This is a genomic window from Novosphingobium sp. Sphag1I (assembly GCF_056279125.1).
In genome coordinates this window covers 1-23,582 of sequence record NZ_JBWBQS010000002.1, presented here as the reverse complement: position 1 = coordinate 23,582, position 23,582 = coordinate 1, and the positions used below count along the sequence as shown (strand labels likewise).

Annotated in this window: 19 protein-coding genes; 10 read left to right on the top strand and 9 right to left on the bottom strand. The window is 61.9% G+C overall.

Translation table 11 applies throughout. The annotated features are described in order from the left end of the window. Positions 1-8: 8 nt before the first annotated feature. The 5 genes from ACZ9HU_RS02230 to ACZ9HU_RS02210 all read right to left on the bottom strand — a co-directional run bounded on the left by ACZ9HU_RS02230 (position 9) and on the right by ACZ9HU_RS02210 (position 5,389). Positions 9-455, bottom strand: coding sequence for a hypothetical protein (locus ACZ9HU_RS02230; RefSeq protein ID WP_476101831.1), 447 nt, complete (start codon positions 453-455; stop codon positions 9-11). Next, on the bottom strand, positions 452-850 hold the full coding sequence (locus ACZ9HU_RS02225) for a c-type cytochrome (RefSeq protein ID WP_476101829.1): 399 nt from the start codon (positions 848-850) through the stop codon (positions 452-454). Before ACZ9HU_RS02225 ends, ACZ9HU_RS02230 begins: the two co-directional genes overlap by 4 nt. Continuing rightward, positions 847-2,403, bottom strand: coding sequence for an FAD-binding oxidoreductase (locus tag ACZ9HU_RS02220; RefSeq protein WP_476101826.1), 1,557 nt, complete (start codon positions 2,401-2,403; stop codon positions 847-849). Before ACZ9HU_RS02220 ends, ACZ9HU_RS02225 begins: the two co-directional genes overlap by 4 nt. A gap of 87 nt (positions 2,404-2,490) precedes the next feature. Next, positions 2,491-3,756: an MFS transporter gene (locus ACZ9HU_RS02215; protein ID WP_476101824.1), complete on the bottom strand. Its 1,266-nt coding sequence runs from the start codon at positions 3,754-3,756 to the stop codon at positions 2,491-2,493. Between the two features lie 85 nt (positions 3,757-3,841). Next, positions 3,842-5,389, bottom strand: a complete 1,548-nt coding sequence (locus tag ACZ9HU_RS02210) for an FAD-binding oxidoreductase (RefSeq protein ID WP_476101822.1) — start codon at positions 5,387-5,389, stop codon at positions 3,842-3,844. A 175-nt stretch (positions 5,390-5,564) separates the two neighbouring features. Here ACZ9HU_RS02210 and ACZ9HU_RS02205 point away from each other — a divergent pair, with 175 nt between their 5' ends. Genes ACZ9HU_RS02205 through ACZ9HU_RS02195 form a run of 3 tightly spaced genes read left to right on the top strand, consistent with a single transcriptional unit; the run spans position 5,565 to position 8,144 of the window. Then, positions 5,565-7,025: a 4-hydroxyphenylacetate 3-hydroxylase N-terminal domain-containing protein gene (locus ACZ9HU_RS02205; RefSeq protein ID WP_476101820.1), complete on the top strand. Its 1,461-nt coding sequence runs from the start codon at positions 5,565-5,567 to the stop codon at positions 7,023-7,025. Further along, on the top strand, positions 7,022-7,534 hold the full coding sequence (locus tag ACZ9HU_RS02200) for a flavin reductase family protein (protein WP_476101818.1): 513 nt from the start codon (positions 7,022-7,024) through the stop codon (positions 7,532-7,534). Before ACZ9HU_RS02205 ends, ACZ9HU_RS02200 begins: the two co-directional genes overlap by 4 nt. Continuing rightward, a complete protein-coding gene (locus ACZ9HU_RS02195; protein WP_476101816.1) occupies positions 7,527-8,144 on the top strand; it encodes a TetR/AcrR family transcriptional regulator in 618 nt (205 codons plus the stop codon). The genes ACZ9HU_RS02200 and ACZ9HU_RS02195 overlap by 8 nt, the downstream gene beginning before the upstream one ends. A 287-nt stretch (positions 8,145-8,431) precedes the next feature. On the opposite strand, the gene ACZ9HU_RS02190 is transcribed toward ACZ9HU_RS02195, so the two are convergent. Next, the gene (locus ACZ9HU_RS02190) at positions 8,432-9,904 is read right to left on the bottom strand and encodes a carotenoid oxygenase family protein (protein WP_476101814.1); all 1,473 of its coding nucleotides are present in this window, start codon (positions 9,902-9,904) and stop codon (positions 8,432-8,434) included. Positions 9,905-10,178: 274 nt separating this feature from the next. Between ACZ9HU_RS02190 and ACZ9HU_RS02185 the strand changes: the two genes are divergently transcribed. The 5 genes from ACZ9HU_RS02185 (at position 10,179) to ACZ9HU_RS02165 (ending at position 16,983) form a co-directional block, all read left to right on the top strand. Continuing rightward, positions 10,179-12,488, top strand: a complete 2,310-nt coding sequence (locus tag ACZ9HU_RS02185) for a TonB-dependent receptor (RefSeq protein WP_476101812.1) — start codon at positions 10,179-10,181, stop codon at positions 12,486-12,488. 186 nt (positions 12,489-12,674) lie between these two features. Then, positions 12,675-13,565 (top strand): fumarylacetoacetate hydrolase family protein, encoded by an 891-nt coding sequence (locus ACZ9HU_RS02180; RefSeq protein ID WP_476101810.1) that lies wholly within the window; start codon positions 12,675-12,677, stop codon positions 13,563-13,565. A gap of 7 nt (positions 13,566-13,572) precedes the next feature. Continuing rightward, a complete protein-coding gene (locus tag ACZ9HU_RS02175; RefSeq protein WP_476101807.1) occupies positions 13,573-14,508 on the top strand; it encodes a cupin domain-containing protein in 936 nt (311 codons plus the stop codon). Between the two features lie 48 nt (positions 14,509-14,556). Beyond that, positions 14,557-15,753 (top strand): FAD-dependent monooxygenase, encoded by a 1,197-nt coding sequence (locus tag ACZ9HU_RS02170; protein WP_476101805.1) that lies wholly within the window; start codon positions 14,557-14,559, stop codon positions 15,751-15,753. Positions 15,754-15,756: 3 nt separating this feature from the next. Further along, positions 15,757-16,983, top strand: a complete 1,227-nt coding sequence (locus tag ACZ9HU_RS02165) for a CaiB/BaiF CoA transferase family protein (RefSeq protein WP_476101803.1) — start codon at positions 15,757-15,759, stop codon at positions 16,981-16,983. Between the two features lie 12 nt (positions 16,984-16,995). Here ACZ9HU_RS02165 and ACZ9HU_RS02160 read toward each other — a convergent pair whose 3' ends face one another. After that, entirely contained in the window at positions 16,996-17,724 is a 729-nt protein-coding gene (locus ACZ9HU_RS02160; protein WP_476101801.1) for an IclR family transcriptional regulator, read from the bottom strand. A 114-nt stretch (positions 17,725-17,838) separates the two neighbouring features. On the opposite strand from ACZ9HU_RS02160, the gene ACZ9HU_RS02155 reads away from it, so the two are divergent. Together ACZ9HU_RS02155 and acnA are read left to right on the top strand one after the other, a co-directional pair. After that, the gene (locus ACZ9HU_RS02155; RefSeq protein WP_476101799.1) at positions 17,839-18,804 is read left to right on the top strand and encodes a hydroxymethylglutaryl-CoA lyase; all 966 of its coding nucleotides are present in this window, start codon (positions 17,839-17,841) and stop codon (positions 18,802-18,804) included. A 4-nt stretch (positions 18,805-18,808) separates the two neighbouring features. Beyond that, on the top strand, positions 18,809-21,265 hold the full coding sequence (gene acnA, locus ACZ9HU_RS02150) for an aconitate hydratase AcnA (protein WP_476101797.1): 2,457 nt from the start codon (positions 18,809-18,811) through the stop codon (positions 21,263-21,265). 57 nt (positions 21,266-21,322) lie between these two features. On the opposite strand, the gene ACZ9HU_RS02145 is transcribed toward acnA, so the two are convergent. Both ACZ9HU_RS02145 and ACZ9HU_RS02140 read right to left on the bottom strand, forming a co-directional pair. Next, a complete protein-coding gene (locus ACZ9HU_RS02145) occupies positions 21,323-22,753 on the bottom strand; it encodes an NAD-dependent succinate-semialdehyde dehydrogenase (RefSeq protein WP_476101795.1) in 1,431 nt (476 codons plus the stop codon). Between the two features lie 73 nt (positions 22,754-22,826). Further along, positions 22,827-23,582, bottom strand: a 756-nt coding sequence (locus tag ACZ9HU_RS02140; protein WP_476101793.1) for an aldehyde dehydrogenase family protein, incomplete at its 5' end; no start/stop codon positions are given.

The window sequence follows — 23,582 nt, the reverse complement described above, 5'->3', positions numbered from 1 at the left end:
GCCGCGCATCAGGCAAGCCAGAGAAAGGCGCTGGCCTGCGAGGCGCATCGGCGCTGGCAGGCGTCATGCAGCAGGGTAAGCAGCGGCTCGGCCGCTTCATCACGCGTGAGCGGCAAGGCCAGCACCCCGCGAACAGAGCGACCGACGTTGCGGAGCATATCGCGGGCCAACACAAAATCGGTATAGGTGGACAGGCCGATGATCGTACCGGCGCGGGTCAGAACAGGGCCTTGCGGGCCGAGCAGCAGGCGGATGATTTCGCCCTGCGGATCGGCGATAGGATGGCCTGATGCGCGCGCCCTTTCGATCAACGGCGGGCCTTCGGGCAGGCGCGCGTCGATGATAAAGCTGGCCCGATCATAGGGGGCGGCCCATGCGCGCGGCGCCGCCGCCAGCCCCAGCAGCGTGGTTGCCGCGCCCAGCACTTGACGGCGAGATGCGTTGAGCCCCCTCATTTTCGCCCCTTTCGCGCCAGCCAGTCGGCGATCTGGGCCAATTCCGGGTCGGACAGTTCGACGCGGGTGAAGGTGGGCATGTTGACCAGACCGTTCCGCACCACCGCTTTTACATAATCGGCCGTCAGATCGCGGCGGCTGGGCAATTCTGCCTGATCTTTGGGCAGGCGGCGGGCCAGCATGAATTTGCCGGTGCTGGGGCCGATATGGCAAAAGGCGCATTTTTGACCGAACAGGCGTTCGCCCGGATTGGCCGATTTTGCGCCATAAAAGATCGCGCCAAGCGCCGTCGTGGCAATAGGAGTGCCATTTGCGCTTTTGGGTGGAGACGTTTGTGCCGCAACCGCCATCGGCAGCGCACCCAGCGCAAGGGCAACAGCAAGAATGCGGATCATGGCCTTCCTCCATAGGTGCGGCCATCGATGCCATTGCGGCCCGGCGCGAGGATGTTGTTGGGGTCGAGTGCGGCCTTCACGCGGTTGTTCAGCCGCGCCAGCGCACCATCGGCAAAGTCATAGGTGGCGGCCACCTCGTCCATATAGGAGATATGGCCGCGATATTCGCCAAAACCGCTGGCGGCGGCTTCTTTCAGCAGATGACGATAGAGCTTGTCCACGCGCGCGATGGCTTCGGGTTCGTCGCGGTTATACAGGATCAGGCTGACATTGTTGATATGGCGGCGCCCGATGGTAAAGCTGGCGTAATAGTCTTGGCCTACTTCTTCGTAATAGGCCTTGATCTTCTTGGCATAGGCCAGCGCCATTTCGCCATCCTGCGGCAGGACCGGGGCAAAGCTGAGATGCCCGCCGCGCCCGCCATACCAGTTGACCGATTGCAGCCCCATTGTGGTGGGAATGCCGGTGGCCGATTTTTCCAGCGGATCGCCGCGTTTCCAAATCTCAAATTGCAAGGCGCCGCCCAGGCGCGGCTCGAACAGGCGGCGGATCAGCGCCACCTGCGCCATCACGCTGCCCTCATCGCCAAACAGGCTGATCTTGGCGTTCCACCAGCCAAGGCCCAGTTTTGCCATCATCTTTTCCGAAACACTGTCGGGCAGGGCGCCGGGGCCGGTGTACCAATCGGCCCGCTGCGACATGGTGGATGCCGCGCGCACGGGCGAACCGAACACGATGTTGTGCTGGATGATGTCGCGCCGGCGCAGATCGCATAGAATATCCAGCGCCCATCCCGCATCGTCGAAATGGGGCAGGGCCAGCGTGATCTTGGCCGTCATTTCCGGTTCCGGCTGCAGCCACAGGCCCGCCTTGACCACCACGCCAAGGTTCGATTGCATGAACATCTGGTCCCATCCGGGGCCATAGCCGTATTTATAGCTCTGCCAGCCCTTGGCCCCGGCCATCGCCCCCATGCCGGTGCGCAGGAGCGCGCCGTCGGGCATCACCACTTCCAGCCCGCACAGCGTTTCGCAATGGTCGCCATAGGGGGTATAGCCGATGCCGCGATCCAGCGCATTGCCGATCACGCTGCCCCATGAATTGCCCGGCACGCTCATCCACAGCGGCAGGTTGCGTTCGCGCAAATGGCGGAAAAGGTCGAAATAGCCCACGCCCGGTTCGATCAGGCAGGAGGCCTGTTTCTCGTTCACATCCAGAATGCGGTTCATCCGTGAAAGGTCGAGGATGATGTCGCCCTTTTCCTTGGGTGATGCCGCGCCATAGCCCAGATTCTTGCCCCGGCTGACCGGCCAGAGCGGGGTTTTGTGCTGGTTGGCGATGCGGATAATGGCCTGCACTTCCTCCGCGCTCGAAGGGGCGAGGATCGCGCTGCAATCATGGTCCAGCCCGTCGCCCATCGCATAGGGGTCGATATAGGTTTGGCGATCCTCCTCGGCGGACAAGACAGCGCCATCGCCCAGTGCGCGGCGGAAATCGCCCAGCGCCTTGTCAAAACCGGCGGCATTTATGCCGTGGGGCAGCAAAACGGACATATCCTCTCCTGTTGCCCCTGTTGCGGGACAATCATATCGTTGAATATAAATGTTTTTGGCTATTTATGGCATTGTTTGAGCCATGCGTCAGGCGCCCGTCGCGGACCGTTGACCGGCCCAGTAACGCGGCCGGAATTGCCAGCCAATCGCCGCGGCAATGAAGGCAACGCCCGCGACAAGGATGAAGGGAATGGTAAAGCCGCCGGTCTTGTCGACGCCGATGCCAATGGCCACGATGCCCGCCGCCGCGCCCAAATGGAACGCCGCCGTCAGCAGCGATATCACCTGTGGCAGCGCCCGCACGCCGTAGAGATGGCGTGCCAACACCGGCGCCTGAACGATGACCCCGCCATGCGACACGCCGCGCAGGATGGTGAAGGCAAGGAAGGTTGCATAACCGGCCAGCGGGAAAGTGGCCAAGGCCGCCACCCCGCACAGCGCCCAGCAAAGCGCCACGCCCCTGGTCGAGAGTCGATCAAAAACCCAGCCGAAGATGATCTTGCCCAGCCCGGAAATCACGATGACGATGGTAAAGCCCAGCGCCGCGACTGTCGCACCAAGCGTTGTATGCTTTTCGATGAACAGCGGGATATATTCGTTAATGCCGTTGCTGATCACGCCTGAAAGTGCGGTGGCCAAGATCAGCATCCAGAATTGCGGCGTCTTGCGGAACGAGGCAAAATCTTCGCCAAGGTCAAGCGCGCCACCGGTCGGGCGGGCCTTGCCGGGGTCCAATTCATCGGCGGTATAGCCATAGGCCTCGGGCGTTTCATGCACCAGCAGCGAGATCGACAGACCCACCAGCACCAGCACAATCAGGCCCGCAGCACCCGCCGTGGCATGCCAGCCAAAATGGTTGACGCCCATTCGCGTGCCCATCGGTACAACAAACCCGGCCAGCGCCCCGCCCAGCATGGCAAAGCCGGTCATACGCCCAAGGCTGGCCGAATACCAGCGGGCCAGCGTCACCTGAACGGCGATCACGCTCCACACCGAACAGACCCCCGATACCGCCGCCAGCGCATAGTAGAAGGGCAATGTCTGGGCAAAATAAAGCAGGCTGGTGGCAATGCCGATCACGAAAATCGAGGGCACCAGCACTCTTTTGGCGCCCAATCGCACCAGCAATGGCCCAGCCACCAGACCGCCCAGCGCCGATGCCGCAGACTTGATCGCCATAAAGCGGGTGGTTTCGCCAATGGTCCAATGCATGGCGGTGATGATGGAATTATACATAACGGGCATCATCATCGACACGCCAGCCAGGGCGATGCCCCACACGAGGAATCCGGCAATGATATTCATACGCGCCAGACGATGCGCCTGGGCAACGGAGATACGCTCTCCACTCATGGTCTTTCTCCTCGTGGGGTGAAGCGCGCCTGCGGCAAACCCCTTATGTCTTTATAAATTAGTGCTATTCTGAAAGGCGGCAGGATTACGGCGCCCCGCGTTGGCCGGTTGCCCAGATGCCATGGTTGCCCGGGGCCAACAGGCCCGCGGGGTCCAGCGCATCTTTGAGTTTGGTATAAAAGCGGCGCATGGCGTTCTGGCCAAAGGCGAATTTGTCCTGAACATCATCAACCAGAGCGACATGGGCGCGATAGGGTGCGCAGCCCCATTTCGCGACTTCATCGCACAAATGGCGCACCGCCACGCGGGCGGTATCGACGCGGGCCTGATCGGCGGCATCAAACATCACCAGACTGGCGCTGACCATGCTGCGCGGGAAGCAGAGCAGGCCGAAGGCGCCGATCAACCCATGGCGCGCCATGGTTTCACCCAGCAGGGTTTCCGCGCGGCGGGCATAATGGGCATCAATGGGCAGAACCGGCGAAAAATCCATATGGCCGAAACTATCGCCAAAAACGCCTTGCAGGCGGTCGAGCAACACCTGATTGGGGATGCCCGCGGCGATCAGATCGCGCGGTTCGATATCTTCGGGTCCGGCATCGCCCGCATATTGGCGCAGTTCCATCACCGCGCCGGGGATGGCGGCCACTTCACGTTCCAGCAGATCGCGGCGGGCGCGAACCATCGCCTCATGGCCATAAAGGCCGAAGCGCAAATTCCAGCGGCCGGGCCGCAGCACCTGACGCAGGTTTTCGGCGGTAAAGCGCCCTTTGCCCGATCCTGTGGCCATGGGCGGCGAGGAAACCAGCATCGGCACGCCCTGAAGCACGCCCGATTGCAGCAGGCGGCGCACCATGGCGATCAGGGGCACGATGTCCTCTTCGGCCTCGCAGCGGATCGTGCCGGTGGCGATGACTTCGGGCCGGGGCATCAGATGCAGCCCTGCCTTGGTCACGATGCCCAGATTGGATTGTTTGAACAGATCATCGACCGCCGGGCCAAATCCGCGCCTGTGCCTGTGCCACAACGGGCTGTCGGGCAGGGCGCCCTGACCCGTGCGCAGCAAAGAGCCATCGGGCAGCACCACCTCCATCCCGCACAGCGCCGAGGCATGGTCGCCCATCACGTTATAGCCGATGCCATGCTCCAGCGCGTTGCCGATTATGCTGCCCCATCCCAGATCGGGGACGGACATCATCAGCGGCACATTATCCCGGCGCAACGCGGCATAGAGGTCGGCAAAGCTGACACCCGGTTCGATCACGGCGGTGCCATGGGTGGCGTCAATGTCCAAAATCCGGTTCATCCGCGACAGGTTGATGACAACCGCGCCGTCCGCCACCGGCGCCGAACCGCCATAGCCGTAATTGCGCCCCTTGGACGAGGTCCAGACATGAAGCTGCAATTCGGCGGCAACGCGCAAAGCGGCCTGTACCTGTGCAGCATCGGCGGGTTGCACCACCAGCGCGGGTTGATGGCCATGCGGCCGGGGGCCTTCAAAGGGATCGTGAAAGGCGCGCAGGCCGCGTTCACTGTCCAGCACGGCTTCGGTGCCCAGCAGGGCCATAAAGCGATCACGCGCCGACGACAGCGCGGCGGGGCCGGGGGCAGCAGGCGCAAGGGCGGCTGACATCAAACGCTTCTCCCAACTTTGCGCCTTTCTGCAAGGGGCGCTTAAAATAGAACGTTATTCTATGAGCGGCTCATCGCGCCGTCAATGCCCAAAGTTCCACTTGACAGAATGACGTTTCATTGAGCATTTGACGATTCGTGAATACACTTGTTTCCACGTCTTGGGAGAAGATGCAATGGCTGCTCGCACTGGGGCCGAATATAAGGCCGGATTGAAAGATGACCGGGTTGTCTATCTGGGCGATGGCAAGGTTGATGTGGCGAAAGATCCGCGCCTTGCCGGGTCGGTCGATGGCATGGCCGGCTATTTCGACTGGCAACACACCTATGCCGATGACTGCCTGATTGCCGACCCGGAACGACCTGGCGAAAAGATGAGCGTCAGCCTGATGCTGCCCAAAAGCGCAGAAGATCTGGCGATCCGCCATCGCGGGCTGGAACGTCTGGCGCGCTATTCCAACGGTATGTTGGGCCGCACGCCAGACTATGTGAACGTCGTGCTGTCGGGGCATACCGCCCGCGCCGACATTTGGGCTCGGGGCAAGCCGGAAGGCTATGAACGCCTCAAGAAATTTCACCGCGAGGTGATCGAGGGCGACCTTTCGATGACCCACACCATCGTCCATGCCAATATCGACAAGAGCGTGGGCGATCTGGCGGGGATGAACACCGATCTGACGCTGCGCGTGGTGGGCCGTAATGAAAACGGCATCATCGTGCGCGGGGGCAAGGTATTGGCCACGCTGGGGCCGCTTGCCGATGAACTCTATGTCTATTCCTCGGCGCCGATCCCGTCGGGCGGCGAAGATTATGCGCTGATCTTCTCAATCCCGGTCAAGACCAAGGGCGTGATCCAGATCTGCCGTGACCATTACGGCACCAATGCCAGCGTTCAGGACGCGCCTTTCTCCTCACGCTTTGACGAACAGGACGCCTTTGTCATCTTTGACGATGTCGAAGTGCCCTATGAACGCGTGTTCTGCGACGGCGATCTCAACGTCTATAACAACCTTAACCAAGGCGTTTCGCCGGGCAACACGCTGCAACAGACCGCGATCCGCGCGATGGTAAAGCTGGAGTTTGCCTATGACCTTTGCTCCAGCATCCTGAAGGTCTCGAACAGTATCGCCCGTCCCGATGCGGCCGAAATGCTGGGTGAAATCCACGCCTATCTGTCGCTGACCCGTTCGGCCATTGTGGCGGCCGAGGCGCGGGCGCATGACTGGGGCGCGGGGGCCTTCTTTCCGCATCGCGACCTTTCGGTGCTGCGCTGCGTGATGCCGGGATGGATGACGCGGGTGAACCAGATCATCCGGGCCATCGGTTCGCACAATCTGCTCTGCACGCCGTCGTTGGCCTTGTTTGAAAATCCGGAAATCGGCGACATGCTGCGCAAATACCTGCCGGGTGCTGCGGGCATGAGCGCCGAGCAGCGCGCCAGCATCATGCGCACGGCATGGGATTTTGCGGGCTCCGCGCTGGGCAGCCGCATTGAACTCTATGAAATGTTCTATCTGACCAGCCAGGGGCGCGCGCGCATTGGCGACCATATGTATGCCCAGCGCGATGGCGAATGGGGTCAGGTGCGCGAATTTCTGGCCAAGTCGGGCGCGATGCCCAATGTGGACTGGAAATGAGCGGGTCGGCCATAAGCGGCGAGGTGACCGCGGCGCTGGAAGGAGACTTCCGCGCCGCCATGCGCCTGTTGGCCAGCGGGGTTGCGCTGGTCACCACGCTGGACGGCGCGGGTGTGCCTTGCGGCATTGCGATGACGGCTTTCATGTCGCTCAGCATGGATCCGCCTTCGCTGTTGTTGGCCATCAACCGGACGGCCTCGTTGCTGGCGCCGCTCGAAGGCAATGGGCGCTTTGCGGTCAATATTCTGGCCGCAGATCAGGCCGCCGCCTGCCAGACCTTCGTCTCCACCTTGCCGGGGCAACGTTTCGCCACGCTGGACTGGTGGCTGGAGGATGGGCTGCCGCTTGTGGAATCCTGCGTTGCCACTATCCTGTGCCGCGTTGAACAAACTGCGGATTTCGGGAGCCATAGGGTCGTGACAGGTGTGGTGGAAAGAGTGATCGTGGGCGGCGGCGAGCCGCTGGTCTATGTCGATGGGCGCTATGGCCGGGTCAGCGTGGATGGCTGAAGCGCCCGAAGGCACCAGCCGCGATCGCTTTCTGATCGCGGCTGACGATCAGTTTATCGAGAGCGGCTATGACCGCTGTACCATCCGCGCCATTGCCGCGCGGGCGGGCACCAGCCTTGCTTCGCTCAGTCGCAACTGGAGCGGCAAGCAGGAATTGTTCACCGAGGTTTTTCGCCGCCATTTTGACCCGATCCATGCCGCCCAAAACGCCGGTTTCGATGCGTTGGAGGCCTCGGGCGAACTTTCGGCCCGCGCGGTGATCGCCGCCTTCTTCGGCTCGGCCATGCTGGGCGAGGGGGCCGATGTGCAAAAAAGCCATCGTATCTACAGCCTGGCTCTGGTCGATCCTTCCGACGAGGCGCGCCTCATCACCCGCCAACTGGCCGAGCCGGTTCGGCGGCGATTGATCGACCTGTTGCGTCGCTGTCTGCCTGATCTGAACGAGGCGCGCTTCTTCCTGGCCATGAATGTGGTGCTCGGCGTCTATATCTACCCCCTCGCGCGCGGTGAGCGTCTGGCCGGGGTGATGGGCTTCGATCTGGCCTCGCTCGATTGGAATGAGGCGGTGGGGATGCTGGCCGATATGGTTTGTCGGGGGATCGAGGGGTAAAAGATTGCCTCCGGCGGGCAAAGGGACTTGTCCCTTTGCAATCCCATTACTGTCTATACTGCGTCAGGGTGGCAGCCGAAATTGATGCCCCAGTCTCAGCAATTTTAAAGCCTGCGGCGCAGACAATGATAAGTTTGCCGCGCCGCAGGCTTTAATTGTTTCACGCATAGCTTTCAGCCAAGCATGACTCCATTAACGGGATTGCAAAGGGCCGCCGCCCTTTGCCCGCCGGAGGCATCCTTGCCCAAGAAAAAGAGCGAGAGCCAAAGCCCCCGCTCCTCCATAATTCACGCCTCTTCCAAAGCCCTGACCGCGCTGGCCTCGGCCCAATTGCCATGCAGGCCGAAGCGCAGACGCACCGGGATGGCAATGGTGGCGATCGGCCCGGCGGCGATGTCGGTGGCCTCAAAGATCAGCAGGTCGCTGCTGTGGTTTTCCAGACGGTTGCAGACCATGACGATCCAACCGTCGCCTTCGCGGTCCGAACCGGGGCGGGGGACGAAACAGGGTTCCTGGATTGAGGAGACCGGGCCGCACCACCACTTCTGCTCAGTGCCGTTTTCCAGATCGACAAAGCCCAGCGTGTTCATCACCCATCCGCCCGCGCTGCCGCCTTTCAATTCGACCGGCTGCGAAGGATCGATCACGACCATCCAGCCATAGCGGTTCTTTTGCCCGGTAAAGCGATCATCGATGCGGGGAAATTCGCCGATCATGTCCGACAGGCGCTCGGATCGGTATTCCTCCTCATTCTGCGCCAGATCAACGGTCCAGCGCGTCAGATAGGTCGCGCCCGCCACCGGATCAAAGGGCGCATCGTTGATGTCCGGGAAGAAGGGCATCATGTTATTCGCCGCCACGGGCAGGTCGAGGTGCAGCTTTGTGCCGTCCTGATGCGCGTTCATCACATGCGCGGTAAAGCAATTGCCGCCCTTGAACCAGCGGATGTCCTGCGCGGTGGTACCTGCTTTACGCGGCATCACGGCCAGATAGGTGGGCTGCGAGGTATCAAAGCCGAAATGGGGCTTTCCCGCCTTCAACCGCTCCCAACTGCTGGTCATCGGCATCACCGAAAACAGCGCATAATCGGGTGTGATCGCGAAATCATGCATCATGCAGTAATAGGGCACCTCGAACCACACGTCATAGAGCAGCTCGCCCTGGGGGCTGATCTCGTAATAGGTCATGTCGCGGGTCAGCAGGCCCTTGGAGGCATAGCCAAAGCCGCACATATTGCCCGTGGCCGGATCGGTCTTGGGGTGGGCGGTGAAAGTCTCGCCCTTCATCCGCCCGTCAAAATCGGTGTAGCCCTGCGTTTCCAGACTGACCGGGTCCATCACCAGCGCGGGGCTGTCCTCCTTCAAGGCATAGAGCCGACCGCCATGGATATAGGCGTTGGTGTTGGCGGTGCCCCGGATCTTGCCCTTGACGCTTTCATCGTCGGTCAACGGATTGCGATAGGCGCCGAACAGCGCGCGGCCTGCCGCATTCTCCAGCTTCCACTTGTCGGTCTTGGCCCAGCGCTGGGTGAAATCGACCCGGCCATCCTTGAAGCGGAACATCGAGATCATGCCATCGCCGTTAAACGCGATGTCATTGCCCAGCAGGGGTGGAAACTGATGCTCGGGCTGAACGCGATAGAAGCAGCCGTCCATTTCGGGCGGGATCGTGCCGCGCACGTCAAGGTCTTGGACGTTGGCCTCTACCCGCGATGGGGTGTTGAAGCCGGTGAAGGCCGGAACGTCGGGGAAAGTTGTCATGTCATCGTCTCCCAAAGGCGCGTTGGGGGAGTCGCGCTGAAAATAGAATGCTGTTCTATCGTGATTGAGGCAAGCTGTCTAGATTGCTATGGAAATCGTCTAAACGACTTATAAGGCGTCATAAATTGACGAATACATCTGTAATCAACTTTGATTGACACAAGCTGAATCGCATTTTATAAGAACATCATTCCGTCAGTAAGAACGCGCCGCAAGCCGCTCCTGCCGACGAAGGCCAAGTGTGATAATTGTGAAAAGATTGGGGAGGATTGAGATGAAACGTTGCGATCGCGCGGCGATGTTCCTGTTGGGTGTTGCCGCCAGCGCCCTGTTGCCTGCGGTGGCCTGCGCCGCCGAAGCTCCGCCCACGCCCACCAACGACGAAATCGTTGTGACGGCCCAGTTCCGTAAGGAAAGTGCGCAAAAGACCGCCGTTTCCATCGACGTGCTGTCCGCCGAAACGCTGACCCGCGCCGGTGTGGCCCAGGCCACCGATCTGGCCCGCCTTTCGCCCGGCGTCCAGATTGCGCAGGGGGGCAGCGCGATCCAGGTCTATATTCGCGGCGCGGGTGACTTCTCGACCACCGGCTATTCCAACCCCGCCGTGGCGCAGGCCTATGATGGTGTGTTTGCCGCACGCAGCCAGTTCGTGGCCGCGACCTTCTATGACCTCGAACGCGTCGAAGTGCTCAAAGGCCCGCAGGGCACACTCTATGGCCGCAATGCCACGGGCGGCGCGCTCAACATCATCCCGGTCCAGCCCAAACTGGGTCAGTTCGAGGGATATGTCAGCGCCGGTTTTCAAAATTACAGCGGCTATAATGCCGAAGGCGCGCTTAACATCCCTCTGGGGGAAAAGTTGGCGGTGCGCGCATCGTTCCAGGGTGTGTCGCGCGATGGCTATATCAGTGACGGCACCGATGATGATAAACATCACTCGCTCCGGCTTCAGGTCAAAGCGCAACCCACGGAGACGCTGACCTTGCGTCTTGGCGTCAATTATCAGCATCTGGGCGGTCGCGGGCCGGGCAAGGTGGTCTATGCACCGACCGCTCCCAGCGCCCCCGGCCTCACAAACCCCAAGCCGATCATTCCCGCCAATCGCTGGACTTCGATCAACCAGTCGCTCAACACCCTGATCGGCAGCGTGACGGCACCTCCGGGGATCTATCCGCTTGATACCGGCAAGGTCTATCAGAACGTCGACGTGTTGGGCATCAACGGCCATATCGACTGGAACCTTGGCCCGGCCGTGCTGACCGTGATCCCGGCCTATCAGCGCGTGACGCAGGACTCGCTGGTCATGCCCGCGCTTTATTTCAGCACGAACAACTACTTCAACGGCGCGCCGTCCGTCTCGGAAGGCCAGACGCTGGAAGTACGCCTTGGCCATGCGGACAATCGCGTCAAATGGGTGATCGGCGGATATTATTTCAACGAGGATCAGGACAGCTATAATGCCGTCCGCCTTGGCCGCGCGTCTGACACGGCCTTTATCGCCAAGTTGAACACCCGGGCCTATGCCGCCTTCGGTGAAGCGACCTATTCGTTGACCAGCCGTTTGCGCGCCACGGCGGGCCTGCGCTATACCGATGAAACCAAATCGGTTGACGGCCACCGCTATGCCATCGCGGGCAGCCTGGCCTGTCCGTCGGGCGGTACGGCCATTGGCGGCTCCTGTGAAATCCTCACCTCGTCGGGTACGTGGGTGAAGGGCACCTATTCGGCCAAGCGGCTGAATTACAAGGCGGGCGTCGAATTCGACGTGGCGCCCCAGAACATGCTCTATGCCAGCGTCGTTACCGGCTTCAAATCGGGTGGTCAGTCCAACGCCGACATCGACCCGTATAAGCCGGAGGACGTGACGGCCTATACGATCGGCTCAAAGAACCGCTTCTTTGGCCGCCTGCTGCTGATCAACGCCGAATTGTTCTATATGGATTACAAGAACCGGCAGGAGAACTTCTCGCAGCTGGATCGCGGCGGCGCGCAGGTTTCCTCGCTGTTCAACGCGGGCAAGGCTGTGGCCAAGGGCATCACGCTGGAGGCCACGCTTCGCCCGACGATGAACGACTCCTTCCATGTCGGAGTCGAATATACCGAGAGCAAATACAAGGACTTCTCCTATCAGGTCTATCGCGCGGCCAGTCCCGATCCGACGACCACCTGCGGCGTGACCCCGATCACCGGGGGCAATGCGCGGATCGGTTTCTGGACCGTCAATTGCAACGGCTTCCAATTGCCGCGCACGCCTAAATTTTCGGGCAATGTCAATTATACCCACACGTTTGACCTGAAGGACGGCGCGCGGGTGGAATTCACGCCCGACATGAGCTTTGCCTCCTCGCGCTGGCTTTCGGCCGAATTTGTCGAGAATGCGCGGGCCGATGCCTATGCCCTGTTTAACGCCAGCCTGACCTATTACGCGCCGGGTGATCGCTTCTCGGTTCAGGCCTTTGTCCGCAATATCGGCAATACCGCCGTCTATACCGGCACGCAGCAATACCCCTTCATCGCCAATTACAATGGCCATGACCTTGCGCCGCCGCGCACATGGGGCGCCCGCCTGCGCGCCAAATTCTGAAATCTGACGCCCGATGATGGGGTGATGTGAAGGGGCGCGCGATGCTGTCGCGCGCCCTTTTCCTTGGCGATGCGCGTCGGTGCGGGTGACAGAAATCACCATTTCGGCATCGTGAATACAGTTGATTTCATCGCCGACTCGTTTATAAAAAGAACATCGTTCTTTTCAATAGAACAGGAATTAGCAATGCGTCTCGCAAGATTTGATGGTGGCCGGATCGGGGTCTGTGTTGGCAATGAAATCGCCGATGTGACGCAGGTTTGCGGCGTGGATCCCACGCAATGGCCGCCGGTCGGCCCGCTGGTGCTGATCCGTGATTTCGCCATTCTGCGCCCACGGATCGAGGCCGCCCTGGCCACCGCGCCGCGCAAGAGCCTGTCCGATGTGCGCCTCGAAACCCCGGTGCCATGGCCCAACAAAGTCATCGCCTATCCGGTGAATTATCATGCCCATGGCCGCGAAATGCAGGCGGGCTATCGCGCCACCAATCAGGGGTTTTTCCTCAAACCCTCCTCGTCGGTTTCGGGTCCGAATGATCCTGTCATCCTGCCCCATGTGCCGGGGCGCGAGGTTCATCATGAGGCCGAGCTGGGCATCGTCATTGGCAAGACCTGCCGTTCGGTCCCGCGTGAAAACTGGCGCGAGGCGGTGTTCGGCTATGCCTGCCTGATGGACATGGTGGTGCGCGGCCGCGAAGAGCGCGTTTTCCGCAAGGCTTATGACACGTTCTGCCCAGTTGGTCCGTGGATCACCACGGCCGATGAAGTGCCCGATCCCGACCAGCTGGAGATGAACCTGTGGGTCAATGACGAGCTGCGCCAGCATGCCAATACGCGCGATCTGGTGCTCGATATTCCCGGCATGATCGAGACCGCCTCGGCGGTGATGACGTTGCAACCGGGCGACATTATCGCCACCGGCACGCCGCAGGGCGTGGCCCCCATCGTCGATGGTGACAAGGTGCGCATCTCGATCACCCGCCTTGGCGAAATGACCGTGGACGTGGTGCAGGGCCGCGAAGGGGCCAGCGAGGTTTTCGCCGCGCCCTATGTCCCGCCCATCATCAAGCAGGATTGAACGCGCCATGGCCGACATTGCCACGCTCGATGACCTTTACGCTGCCTTCACCGCGCTCAACATGGAAGGGGGCTGGCACCGCCGCTTTCCCGCGCTTTGGCCGCAGCCGCGCGCCAATTTCCTGCCGCACCAATGGCGCTATGCGGATGTCAAGCCGATCCTTGCCCGCGCTGGCGAGCTGATCGGCACCGACAAGGCCGAGCGTCGTAATCTGACCATGTTCAATCCGGTCGAGGGCAATGTCTATTCGACGCTGCGCTCAATGGTGGCGGCCTATCAGATGATCCGCCCCGGCGAGACGGCCCGCGCCCATCGCCATACGCCTAACGCCCTGCGCCTGATCCTTGAAGGGCGGGGCACCTATACCGTGGTTGACGGCCATCGGGTGGAGATGCGTCCGGGCGATGTGCTGCTGACCCCGGCATGGGCGTGGCATTCGCATGACAATGTCGGGCCGGATGATTGCTACTGGATGGATTTTCTCGACGTTCCGCTGGTCCATCTGCTGGAACCGATGTTCTATGAGCCGCATCCCGAAGGGGTCGAAGCCGATCCGGCGCCGGTCGACAGTTCGCCGCTGGCGTTCCGGCGCGAGGATACGCTGGCGCGGCTCGATGTGGCGGCGGCGTCCGATGATGCGCATGCCAGCGTGCAATTGGGCGATCCGGCGCTGAAAACCATCCGGCTGGATATGCAAAGGTTGATCGCCGGGCGGGAAACCGCGCGATGCCGGACCACGGCCAACATCATCTACGCCGTGGTCGAAGGCCATGGCCAGACCGACATCGACGGCCAGACCTTCAACTGGAGCTTTGGCGACACGATCGCGATCCCGGCATGGCGGCCCTATCGCCACCGCGCCGACAGCGATGCGCTGTTGCTCAAGGTTTCCGACGCGCCGGTCATGGCGGCTTTCGATTGGCTGCGCAGCGCGGTGGACTGACCCAGCGCCTACCATTTCAAAAAAATTCACGAGTTTGGGGAGCGATATATGACAAAATCTCTCAAGGTTCTGATTGCGGGCGGTGGTATCGGGGGCATGGCGGCGGCCCTGTCGTTGCTGCGCCGAGGCTATGATGTCGAGGTCTATGAACAGGCCCCCGAACTGGGCGAAGTGGGCGCGGGGGTTCAGATCAGCCCCAATGGTTCGCGCGCGCTCGATGCGCTGGGCGTGTTTGAAACGCTTAAAGCGGCCTCCTGCGCGCCGCGCCGCAAGGAATTCCGCCTGTGGAACACGGGCCGCGCATGGCCGATGTTCGACCTTGGCCCGGAGGCGATTGAGAAATACGGCTATCCCTATCTGACGGTCTATCGTCCCGATCTGCTCGCCACGCTGATCGATGCGGTCCGCGCGATCAAGCCCGATGCGGTCCATCTGGCCAAAGCGGTCAACAACATTGACGTGCGCGAGGATGGCGTGACCCTGTATTTCGCCGATGGCACCCATGCGCAGGGCGACCTGCTGGTGGGCGCGGACGGGGTGAAATCCACCGTGCGCCGCTGCCTCTTCGGCGATGATGAGGCGCAGTTCACCGGCATGATCGCCTGGCGAGGGGTCATTCCCATGGATCGCCTGCCCGAAAGGCTGCGCGACATGCTGGGCTGGACGTGGATCGGCCCAGGCGGGCATCTGGTCAACTATCCCCTGCGCGGGGGCAAATTAATGAACATGATCGGCACGATCGAGCGCGACGACTGGCAGGTGGAAAGCTGGTACACGCAAGGTTCGAACGAGGAATGCGCCCGCGATTTCGCCGGATGGCACGAGGATGTCCAGACGCTGATCCGCGCCGCGCCCTCGGTGATGAAATGGGCCTTTATGGAGCGCGCGCCGCGCCAGACGTGGAGCGTGGGCCGGGCCACTTTGCTGGGCGATGCCTGCCACGCCACGCTTCCCTTCCTGGCGCAGGGCGCGGTCATGTCGATCGAGGACGGGGTGGTGCTGGGCCGCTGCCTCGACAAATATGCCGATCCGGTCGAGGCGCTGCACCGCTATGAACAGGCGCGCGTCGAACGTACCAGCGCGATGGTGCGAGGGGCCAAGGAAAACACCGCCCGTTTCCATGAATCCGCACTGGCCACCGAGGAAGGTGCCGTCGCCTATATGGAGGCCGAATGGAGCCGCGATCCGATCCGCGACCGCTATGACTGGCTCTATCGCTATGATGTGAACACGGCGGAGATCTGACACGTGACGGATCATGCGCAGCGGCCCCCCGCCGACCTGCTTTCGGGCATTCGGGTTCTCGATCTGACGAATATCCTTTCCGGCCCCTATGCCACCTATCAGATGGCATTGTTGGGGGCGCAGGTCATCAAGGTGGAGAACCCGAAGGACGGCGATCTGGCGCGCAAGCTGGGCGCGTCGCCCGCGCTCAACGCGCAACTGATGGGCACCAGCTTCCTCGCGCAGAACGCGGGGAAGCTGTCGGTGACGGTCGATCTGAAACACCCCGAGGGCAAGGCGCTGTTCCGCGATCTGGTGGCGAGCGCCGATGTTCTGGTGGAAAATTTCCGTCCCGGTGTGATGGAGCGCCTTGGCTTTGGCCATGACGCGTTGCGCAGCGCCAATCCGGGGCTGATCTATTGCGCGATCTCCGGCTTTGGCCAGAAGGGTCCGTTGGCGGGCAACCCGGCCTATGACCAGATCGTGCAGGGCATGTCGGGCGTGATGAGCATCACCGGGGACGCCGATACCGCGCCCCTGCGCGTGGGCTATCCGCTGTGCGATACGTTGGGCGGGATGGCGGCTGCCTTTGCGGTGGTCAGCGCGCTGGTCAAACGCGGACGGACGGGCGAGGGGGCCTTCATCGACCTCTCGATGCTGGACGCCACGCTCTCGGCCATGGGGTGGGCGGTGTCCAATTACCTGATCGCCGGGGTCGAGGCGCGCCCCATCGGCAATCAGAACATGACCGCCGCGCCATCGGGCGCCTTTCGCTGCGCCGATGGGCCTATCAACATTGCCGCCAACAAGCAGGAGCAGTTCGAGAAGCTGTGTGAGCTGATCGGGCGCCCCGACCTTGCCATCGACCCCCGCTTTGCCGAGCGCGAGACGCGAAAGGCCAACCGCGCCGCGATCAATGCAGAACTAGAACAGGCGCTGGCCGCCAAAAGCGCGCAGGAGTGGGAAGGCCTGCTTAACGCCCATGGCATTCCGGCGGGGCGGATCCTGACCGTACCCGAAATCCTTGCCCATCCTCAGATCGCCGCACGCGATCTTTTGCAGGATCTAGCGATGCCTGATGCCGACTTCGGTGGGGTCCGGGTGGTGCGTGCCGGTTTCGACCTTGCCGACAGCCAGCCTGCCGCACGTTGCCCCCCGCCATGGCTGGGGCAACACAATGCCGACATTTACGCCAGTCTTGGGCGCGACGATGCTGCTCTGGCCCGGCTTAAGGCCAGTGGGGCGATCTAGGCGATGGGGGATTTATTCCGCCGTCAACGCGACAGGTTGCAAGGGAGGGAGCAGACCCGGTCTTGCGCCCAACCGCAGCGAGAGGGCGATCGCGGCCTCCACCGCCACGGGCGCCAGGCGGGCGACATATTCCTCGGTAAAGCGCAGGCTGGGGCCGGACAGGGTAATTGCGCCCTGCAAGCCGCCATCGGCGCCAAACACCGGCACACCAATCGCCGCCATGTCCAGATTGACGTTACCCACCGATACCAGCACCATCGCATCGCGCGACAAGGGCGCCCGCAATCCGCCATCGAATTGCAACAGGGTCGCGCTGGCCGCACTCTTGTTCAAAGTGCGGCGCGATCCAGGGCGCACACTGTAATCGCGCACGACATTGCTGCCATCGGCGCGGAACAGACAGACCTGATCGTCGCCATCGCGGATATAGAAAGTCGCGCTTTCCGACGTATCGATCACCAGTTGGTCCAGCACCGGCTCGACAAAATGGCGCAGGTCGAAGGAATCCTGAAACACTGCGGCAAAAGACAGCAGGCTGGCCCCCAATTGATAGGTGCCGTCCGCACGTTGCCAGACAAAGCCATAGCGCTCCAGACTGCCCAGCAGGCGCAGGATCGTGCTTTTGTAAAGCCCGGTGATCCGCGCGATTTCGGCGAGCGTCAGCACAGGTTTGCCGGCGCGAAAGGCTTCGAGAATATCCAGCGCGCGATCAACCGCTGCGACCCCAGGCTTTGAATTCATGTTCACGCTTTGCCTTGCACCTAATTGCCTCGATGTTCTGTATAGCAGAACAGAGACGCGAAATGTCAATGGCTCATGCCCGGTTTGCTGCATTTTCGTTTCGGGAGAAGAAAAATGACCAACCTGCCCGCCCGCGTTTTTATCAAGGAAGAAGGCCCGCGTGAAGGATTCCAGATCGAGCGCGCGCCGATCCCCACGAGTGACAAGATCCGATTGATCGATGCGCTGTCCGATACCGGGGTGGGCCTTATTCAGGTGACCTCTTTCGTACATCCCGGCAAAGTGCCCGGCATGGCCGATGCCGAAGCGGTTGTGGCGGGCATGACCATGCGCGAGGGCGTGCGCTATGCTGGCCTTTGGCTCAACCAACGCGGGCTGGAGCGGGCAATCGCCACCGGGCGGCTCGACCTTGAAGGCAAGCTGACGCTTTATGCCTCGGACATGTTCCTGAAACGCAATCAGAACCGCACAGCCCAGCAGCAGCGCGCGGCCCAGCCTGAACTGATCGCCATGTATCAGGCCCATGGCATTCCGGTCCGGACCGGCTTTGTCACCGCCGCCTTTGGGTGCAATTTCGAAGGCGACGTCGATCCTGCGCGCGTGGTCAGCCTCGTGGGCGACATGCTCGCGATCGCGCAGGATTGCGGCGAAAAACTGAATCTGATGGGACTGGGCGATACGATGGCATGGGCCACGCCCGAACGCATCCGGCGCGTGGTCGGGGCCGTGCGCGAAAAATGGCCGGATCTCGACCTCTCGCTGCATCTGCATGACACGCGCGGGTTGGGCATCGTCAATGCGATGGCCGGGCTTGAGATGGGGGTATGTCATTATGACGCGGCCGTGGGGGGGCTGGGCGGTTGCCCCTTTGCCGCGCATGGCGGGGCGGCGGGCAATATTGCCACCGAGGATTTTGTGTTCCTGTGCGAGGAATTGGGCATCGAAACCGGCATCGACCTTGAAAAACTGGCCGAATGCGCGCGTCTGGCCGAAAGCATCGTGGGCCATCCGTTGCCGGGCAAGATCAAGACCGGGGGCAGCCTGCGCGCGCTAAGGGCGCGGATCGCGGCGGCGGATTGAACCCATGCTTTCGCGCCTGAACAAACAGGACCGCTCGGCGCTTTCCGCCCTGCCGCGTTCGCTGACGATCCTGCTGGAAAATATTCTGGCCCATGAAGCCGATCCCGTGCCCTATATCGCCCATTTCCGCCAATGGCTCGATGGTGGCACGGTGGAGGCGGAAATCCCTTTCCGCCCTTCGCGCATCCTGATGCAGGACACAGCGGGCGTGGCGGCTCTGGCCGATCTGGCGGCGCTGCGCGACTATGCCGCGGCGCATGGGTACAGGCCCGAAACGGTCGATGCGGCGATTCCTATCGATCTGGTCATCGACCATTCGGTGCATGTCGATCACAGCGGCTCGCCCGATGCCGCTGCGCGCAATCTGGCGCTGGAATATGTCCGCAACGCCGAACGTTACCGTTTCTTCAAATGGGCCGAACGCGCCTTTGACCGTCTGAACATCGTGCCGCCCGGACAGGGCATCTGTCACCAGATCAATCTGGAACGCCTGACCAGCGGATGCATCCGCCACGACGGACAATGGATCGCCGAAACCGTGATCGGTACGGACAGCCACACCACAATGGTCAATGCGCTGGGCGTGCTGGGCTGGGGCGTGGGCGGGATAGAGGCGGAACTTGCGGCGCTGGGCGCGCCGGTGCCGATCGCCTTGCCCCGCGTGGTCGAGGTGCGGCTGGAAGGCGCCCTGTTCGAGGGGGTGATGGCGACCGATGCGGCCCTGTTCATCACGGCCCAATTGCGCCGCGCCAATGTGGTGGATGAGATTGTCGAATTTTGCGGCCCGGCGCTCGACCATCTCACGCTGACCGACCGGGCAACCATTGCCAATATGTGCCCCGAATATGGCGCGACGGCTGCGTTGTTTCCGGTGGATCGGGCGACGCTGGACTATATGGCGGCGATGGGGCGCCCGGTGGCGGATTACGAAGCCTATGCGCGCAAAACCGGATTATGGCGCGACGCCGGTCCGCCAAGGCTCTATTCGCGCCGTGTGACCATCGATCTGGGTAAGGTCGAACCGTTGATGGCAGGGCCAAGTCGCCCGCAACAGATCCTTGGGCTCTCGGCGGTGCCCGACAGCCTGCGCGAAAATTTTGCGCAGGATGATGATGCCCTCATTGCCATTGCGGCCATTACCAGTTGCACCAATACCGCCAATCCCGCATTGATGGTGGCCGCCGGTTTGTTGGCGCAAAAAGCGGTGGCGCACGGACTTTCGGTGCCGCCATGGGTCAAGACATCTCTGGCCCCCGGATCTCCGCGTATGGCCGACATGCTCAAACGCGCGGGGCTTCAGGATGCTCTTGATGCGCTGGGCTTTCATGTGGTGGGGTATGGCTGCACCACATGCGTCGGCAATTCGGGCGAATTGAAACCAGAGGCGTTGCGTCAAGGCGCTTTGCTGACGGCGGTGCTGTCTGGCAATCGCAATTTTGAAAACCGTATCCATCCGGCCATTCGCGCCAATTATCTGGCATCGCCGCCTTTGGTGGTGGCGGCCGCACTGGCGGGGCGCCTGACGGTCAATCTGGCCGATGATCCGCTGGGGGTTGGGCGCGATGGAGCGCCGGTGCGGCTGTCCGATCTCTGGCCCGGCACAGCGGAGGTGACGGCGGTTTTGCGGGCGGTGGAGAATGACGGATGCCCATGTCCGCAGATGGATCAATGGCACGCGCTGGCCGCCCCCGATGGGCCGCAATTCGCATGGGATGCGTCATCGACCATGGTGCTGCCACCGCCATTTTTCGCCCGAACGAAACAGGGTTTGACCGGCAATCTATGCGATGCGCGGGCGCTGCTGGTGCTGGGTGACAATGTGACGACCGATCATATTTCGCCCATCGGACGGATCGGCGCGTCATCGCCGGCGGCGGCATGGCTGCGCACGGCAGGCGTGACAAGTTTGGGCAGTTATGGCGAGCGGCGGGCCAATGACCGCGTGATGCTGCGCGGGACATTCGACAATGCCCGCCTTGTCAATCTGTTGGCCAGCACTGCGGGCAATCTTGCGCTGGGACCGGATGGAGAGGAAAAATCGGTGTTTGAGGCCGCCCAGCAATTTGCCGCCAAGGGCACGCCGATGGTGGTTTTTGCAGGCAGGCAATATGGCACCGGTTCGGCACGCGACTGGGCGGCCAAAGGCACAGCCTTGCTGGGCGTTCGGGCGATAATCGCGCGCAGTTTTGAGCGTATCCATCGCGCCAATCTGGTGGCGATGGGCGTATTGCCGGTGTTGTGGGATCAGGACGCAAGCAAACTTGTCCGTGCAGACAGCCGTATCGCTATTTTGGGGATCGAGCGGTTGAATGCGGACCAACGCGATCTGACCATCGAGATCGACACGCCGGGCGAGGAGGCAAGGCGCTTTCCTGCGCGGGCTGATGTCGGTTCGGACGCACAGATCGCCTTGCTGCGCGATGGCGGGCTGTTTGCGCGCTTTGCCCGGCAATTTGGGTGATGGCATTGCCGCCGGGGATCTTTTCCCGGCGGCAATGCAGCCTATGCCGCGTGTCTCTTATCCTTCATGAATAGTTTTGGTGACAAGGCAGGCCTGCAAACCTTCCGGGCCGTCCTCTGCCCCGTGGCCCGACCATTTGACCCCGCCAAAGGGCGCATCGGCCCCGCCGATCGTGGTGGTGTTGATGGCCAGCATGCCCGTCTCTAGTTCGGCGGAAAGCCGGCGGTGGCGCTGATAGTCCTGTGTCCATGCATAGGCGGCCAGACCATAGGGCAGGCGGTTTGCCTCCGCGATCATCGCTTCCTCGTCCGCATAGCGGTTGATCAGTGCGACCGGACCGAATGGCTCCTCGTTCATGATTTCGGCATCAAGCGGCGTGTCGGCCAAGACAGTGGGGGCGAAGAAATAACCCTGATTGCCGATACGTTCACCGCCCGTCATCAGGCGCGCGCCGCGTGCCACTGCATCCGTTACCAGTTTTTCCATCGCTTCAGGACGGCGGGCATTGGCCATTGGCCCCATTTGCACGCCTTCCTGCCAACCCGGTCCGACTTTCAAAGCCTTGGCCCTTGCGGAAAAGCCGTTAACAAAACGGTCGTAAATGGCGTCTTCGACGATAAAACGCGTGGGGGCCACACAGACTTGTCCTGCATTGCGGAATTTGTGCGGCACCACCGTGTCCAGTACGCGATCAAGATCCACATCGCCAAACACCAGCACCGGACCATGTCCGCCAAGTTCCATCGTGGTGCGTTTCAGATCGTCGGCGGCCTGTTTGATGAGCAATTTGCCCACGGTGGTCGATCCGGTAAAACTCACCTTGCGGATCACGGGCGAGCGCAAAAGATGGCTTGAAACCTGTGCCGGATCGCCAAACACCGCCTGCGCCACATCGCGCGGCAATCCGGCGTCATAAAGGCATTGCAGCACCCCCAGCGCAGAGGCGGGTGTCTCTTCCGCCGCCTTGAGGATCACCGAGCAGCCCGCCGCAATCGGCGCGCCCAGCTTGCGCCCCGGATTGCCAAGGGGGAAATTCCATGGCGCAAAGGCCGCAACCGGCCCCACCGGTTCATGGACCACCGTGGAACGCAGGCCGACAGGGCGTACCAACTGGCGACCATAGATGCGATGCACCTCTCCAGCGTAAAAGCGGAAAAGCCCGACATTCATCATCACTTCGGCGCGCGCTTCGGCCAGTGTCTTGCCCTGTTCCTGCGTCGCTATCCATGCCAGTTCCTCGCGGCGCTCCAGCATCAGGCGCGCGGCGCCTTCCAACACCTCGGCGCGTTGCTGGGCCGAGGTTTGGCGCCAGTGGCGGAAACCGCGCTGCGCTGCCTCAAGCGCGCGATCCAGATCCTCCGCATCGGTCAACGGCAATTGGGCCAGCGCTTCGCCCGTGGCCGGGTTACGAACGGTAAAGCTGTCGCGATGGCCGACAGACAGGGTTTCGCCAGCGATTTGCAGGCTGAGCGGGGGATAGGGCTGCATGGAATCCTCTTATGTTTTCTTGACGTATTAAATGGGGGGCAGGGGTTAGAGCGTCTTGGCCCTTTACAACGCATCAGATGGGGAAATGCCCGTTCTGTGTTTCCACCGTGATCCAGCGTGTTTCGGTGAAGCTGTCGATGCCCTGACGCCCGCCGAAGCGGCCATAGCCCGATGCGCCGACGCCGCCGAAGGGCATCTGGGCCTCGTCATGGACGGTCGGGCCGTTGACGTGGCAAATGCCCGACTTGATCTGCTTGGCAAGGGTCAGGCCCTTGGCGATGTCACGCGTGAACACGGCGGCGGACAGGCCATATTCGGTGTCATTGGCCAGTTCGATGGCGTGGGCCTCGTCGCGCGCGCGGATGATGCCGACGACGGGGCCAAAGCTTTCGTCGCGGAACAGCTTCATGTCCGGCGTCACTTTGTCCACCAGATGCGCGGGCATCACGACGTTGAGCGTGGTTTCCCCGCCCGTCAGCAGCACTGCACCCTTGGCCACGGCATCATCGACGAGGCTGAGGCAATGCGCCACCGTCTTGGCATCAACCACCCCGCCCAGCGGCGTGTTGCCCAGACGCGGATCACCTGCGGTCAAGGTCTTGACCTTGGCGGCGAATTTCTCGGCAAAGGCATCGGCCACGGCGTCCACCACGATGATCCGCTCGGTCGACATGCAGATCTGGCCCTGGTTCATATAGGCGCCGAAAGCCGCCGCCTTTACCGCCTCGTCGAGATCCGCATCGGCGCAGATCACCAAAGGCGCCTTGCCGCCCAGTTCAAGCAGGCAGGGCTTCAATTGCTGCGCAGCACGCGTGGCGATGATGCGGCC

What these genes read in the sequence shown, in the direction of transcription:
- ACZ9HU_RS02210 (WP_476101822.1), bottom strand. Translation starts at nt 5,389, where the DNA reads ATGTCAGCCGCCCTTGCGCCTGCTGCCCCCGGCCCCGCCGCGCTGTCG.
- ACZ9HU_RS02220 (WP_476101826.1), bottom strand. Translation starts at nt 2,403, where the DNA reads ATGTCCGTTTTGCTGCCCCACGGCATAAATGCCGCCGGTTTTGACAAG.
- ACZ9HU_RS02205 (WP_476101820.1), top strand. Translation starts at nt 5,565, where the DNA reads ATGGCTGCTCGCACTGGGGCCGAATATAAGGCCGGATTGAAAGATGAC.
- ACZ9HU_RS02175 (WP_476101807.1), top strand. Translation starts at nt 13,573, where the DNA reads ATGGCCGACATTGCCACGCTCGATGACCTTTACGCTGCCTTCACCGCG.
- ACZ9HU_RS02215 (WP_476101824.1), bottom strand. Translation starts at nt 3,756, where the DNA reads ATGAGTGGAGAGCGTATCTCCGTTGCCCAGGCGCATCGTCTGGCGCGT.
- ACZ9HU_RS02145 (WP_476101795.1), bottom strand. Translation starts at nt 22,753, where the DNA reads ATGCAGCCCTATCCCCCGCTCAGCCTGCAAATCGCTGGCGAAACCCTG.
- acnA (WP_476101797.1), top strand. Translation starts at nt 18,809, where the DNA reads ATGCTTTCGCGCCTGAACAAACAGGACCGCTCGGCGCTTTCCGCCCTG.
- ACZ9HU_RS02160 (WP_476101801.1), bottom strand. Translation starts at nt 17,724, where the DNA reads ATGAATTCAAAGCCTGGGGTCGCAGCGGTTGATCGCGCGCTGGATATT.
- ACZ9HU_RS02200 (WP_476101818.1), top strand. Translation starts at nt 7,022, where the DNA reads ATGAGCGGGTCGGCCATAAGCGGCGAGGTGACCGCGGCGCTGGAAGGA.
- ACZ9HU_RS02170 (WP_476101805.1), top strand. Translation starts at nt 14,557, where the DNA reads ATGACAAAATCTCTCAAGGTTCTGATTGCGGGCGGTGGTATCGGGGGC.
- ACZ9HU_RS02190 (WP_476101814.1), bottom strand. Translation starts at nt 9,904, where the DNA reads ATGACAACTTTCCCCGACGTTCCGGCCTTCACCGGCTTCAACACCCCA.
- ACZ9HU_RS02180 (WP_476101810.1), top strand. Translation starts at nt 12,675, where the DNA reads ATGCGTCTCGCAAGATTTGATGGTGGCCGGATCGGGGTCTGTGTTGGC.
- ACZ9HU_RS02185 (WP_476101812.1), top strand. Translation starts at nt 10,179, where the DNA reads ATGAAACGTTGCGATCGCGCGGCGATGTTCCTGTTGGGTGTTGCCGCC.
- ACZ9HU_RS02225 (WP_476101829.1), bottom strand. Translation starts at nt 850, where the DNA reads ATGATCCGCATTCTTGCTGTTGCCCTTGCGCTGGGTGCGCTGCCGATG.
- ACZ9HU_RS02230 (WP_476101831.1), bottom strand. Translation starts at nt 455, where the DNA reads ATGAGGGGGCTCAACGCATCTCGCCGTCAAGTGCTGGGCGCGGCAACC.
- ACZ9HU_RS02195 (WP_476101816.1), top strand. Translation starts at nt 7,527, where the DNA reads ATGGCTGAAGCGCCCGAAGGCACCAGCCGCGATCGCTTTCTGATCGCG.
- ACZ9HU_RS02155 (WP_476101799.1), top strand. Translation starts at nt 17,839, where the DNA reads ATGACCAACCTGCCCGCCCGCGTTTTTATCAAGGAAGAAGGCCCGCGT.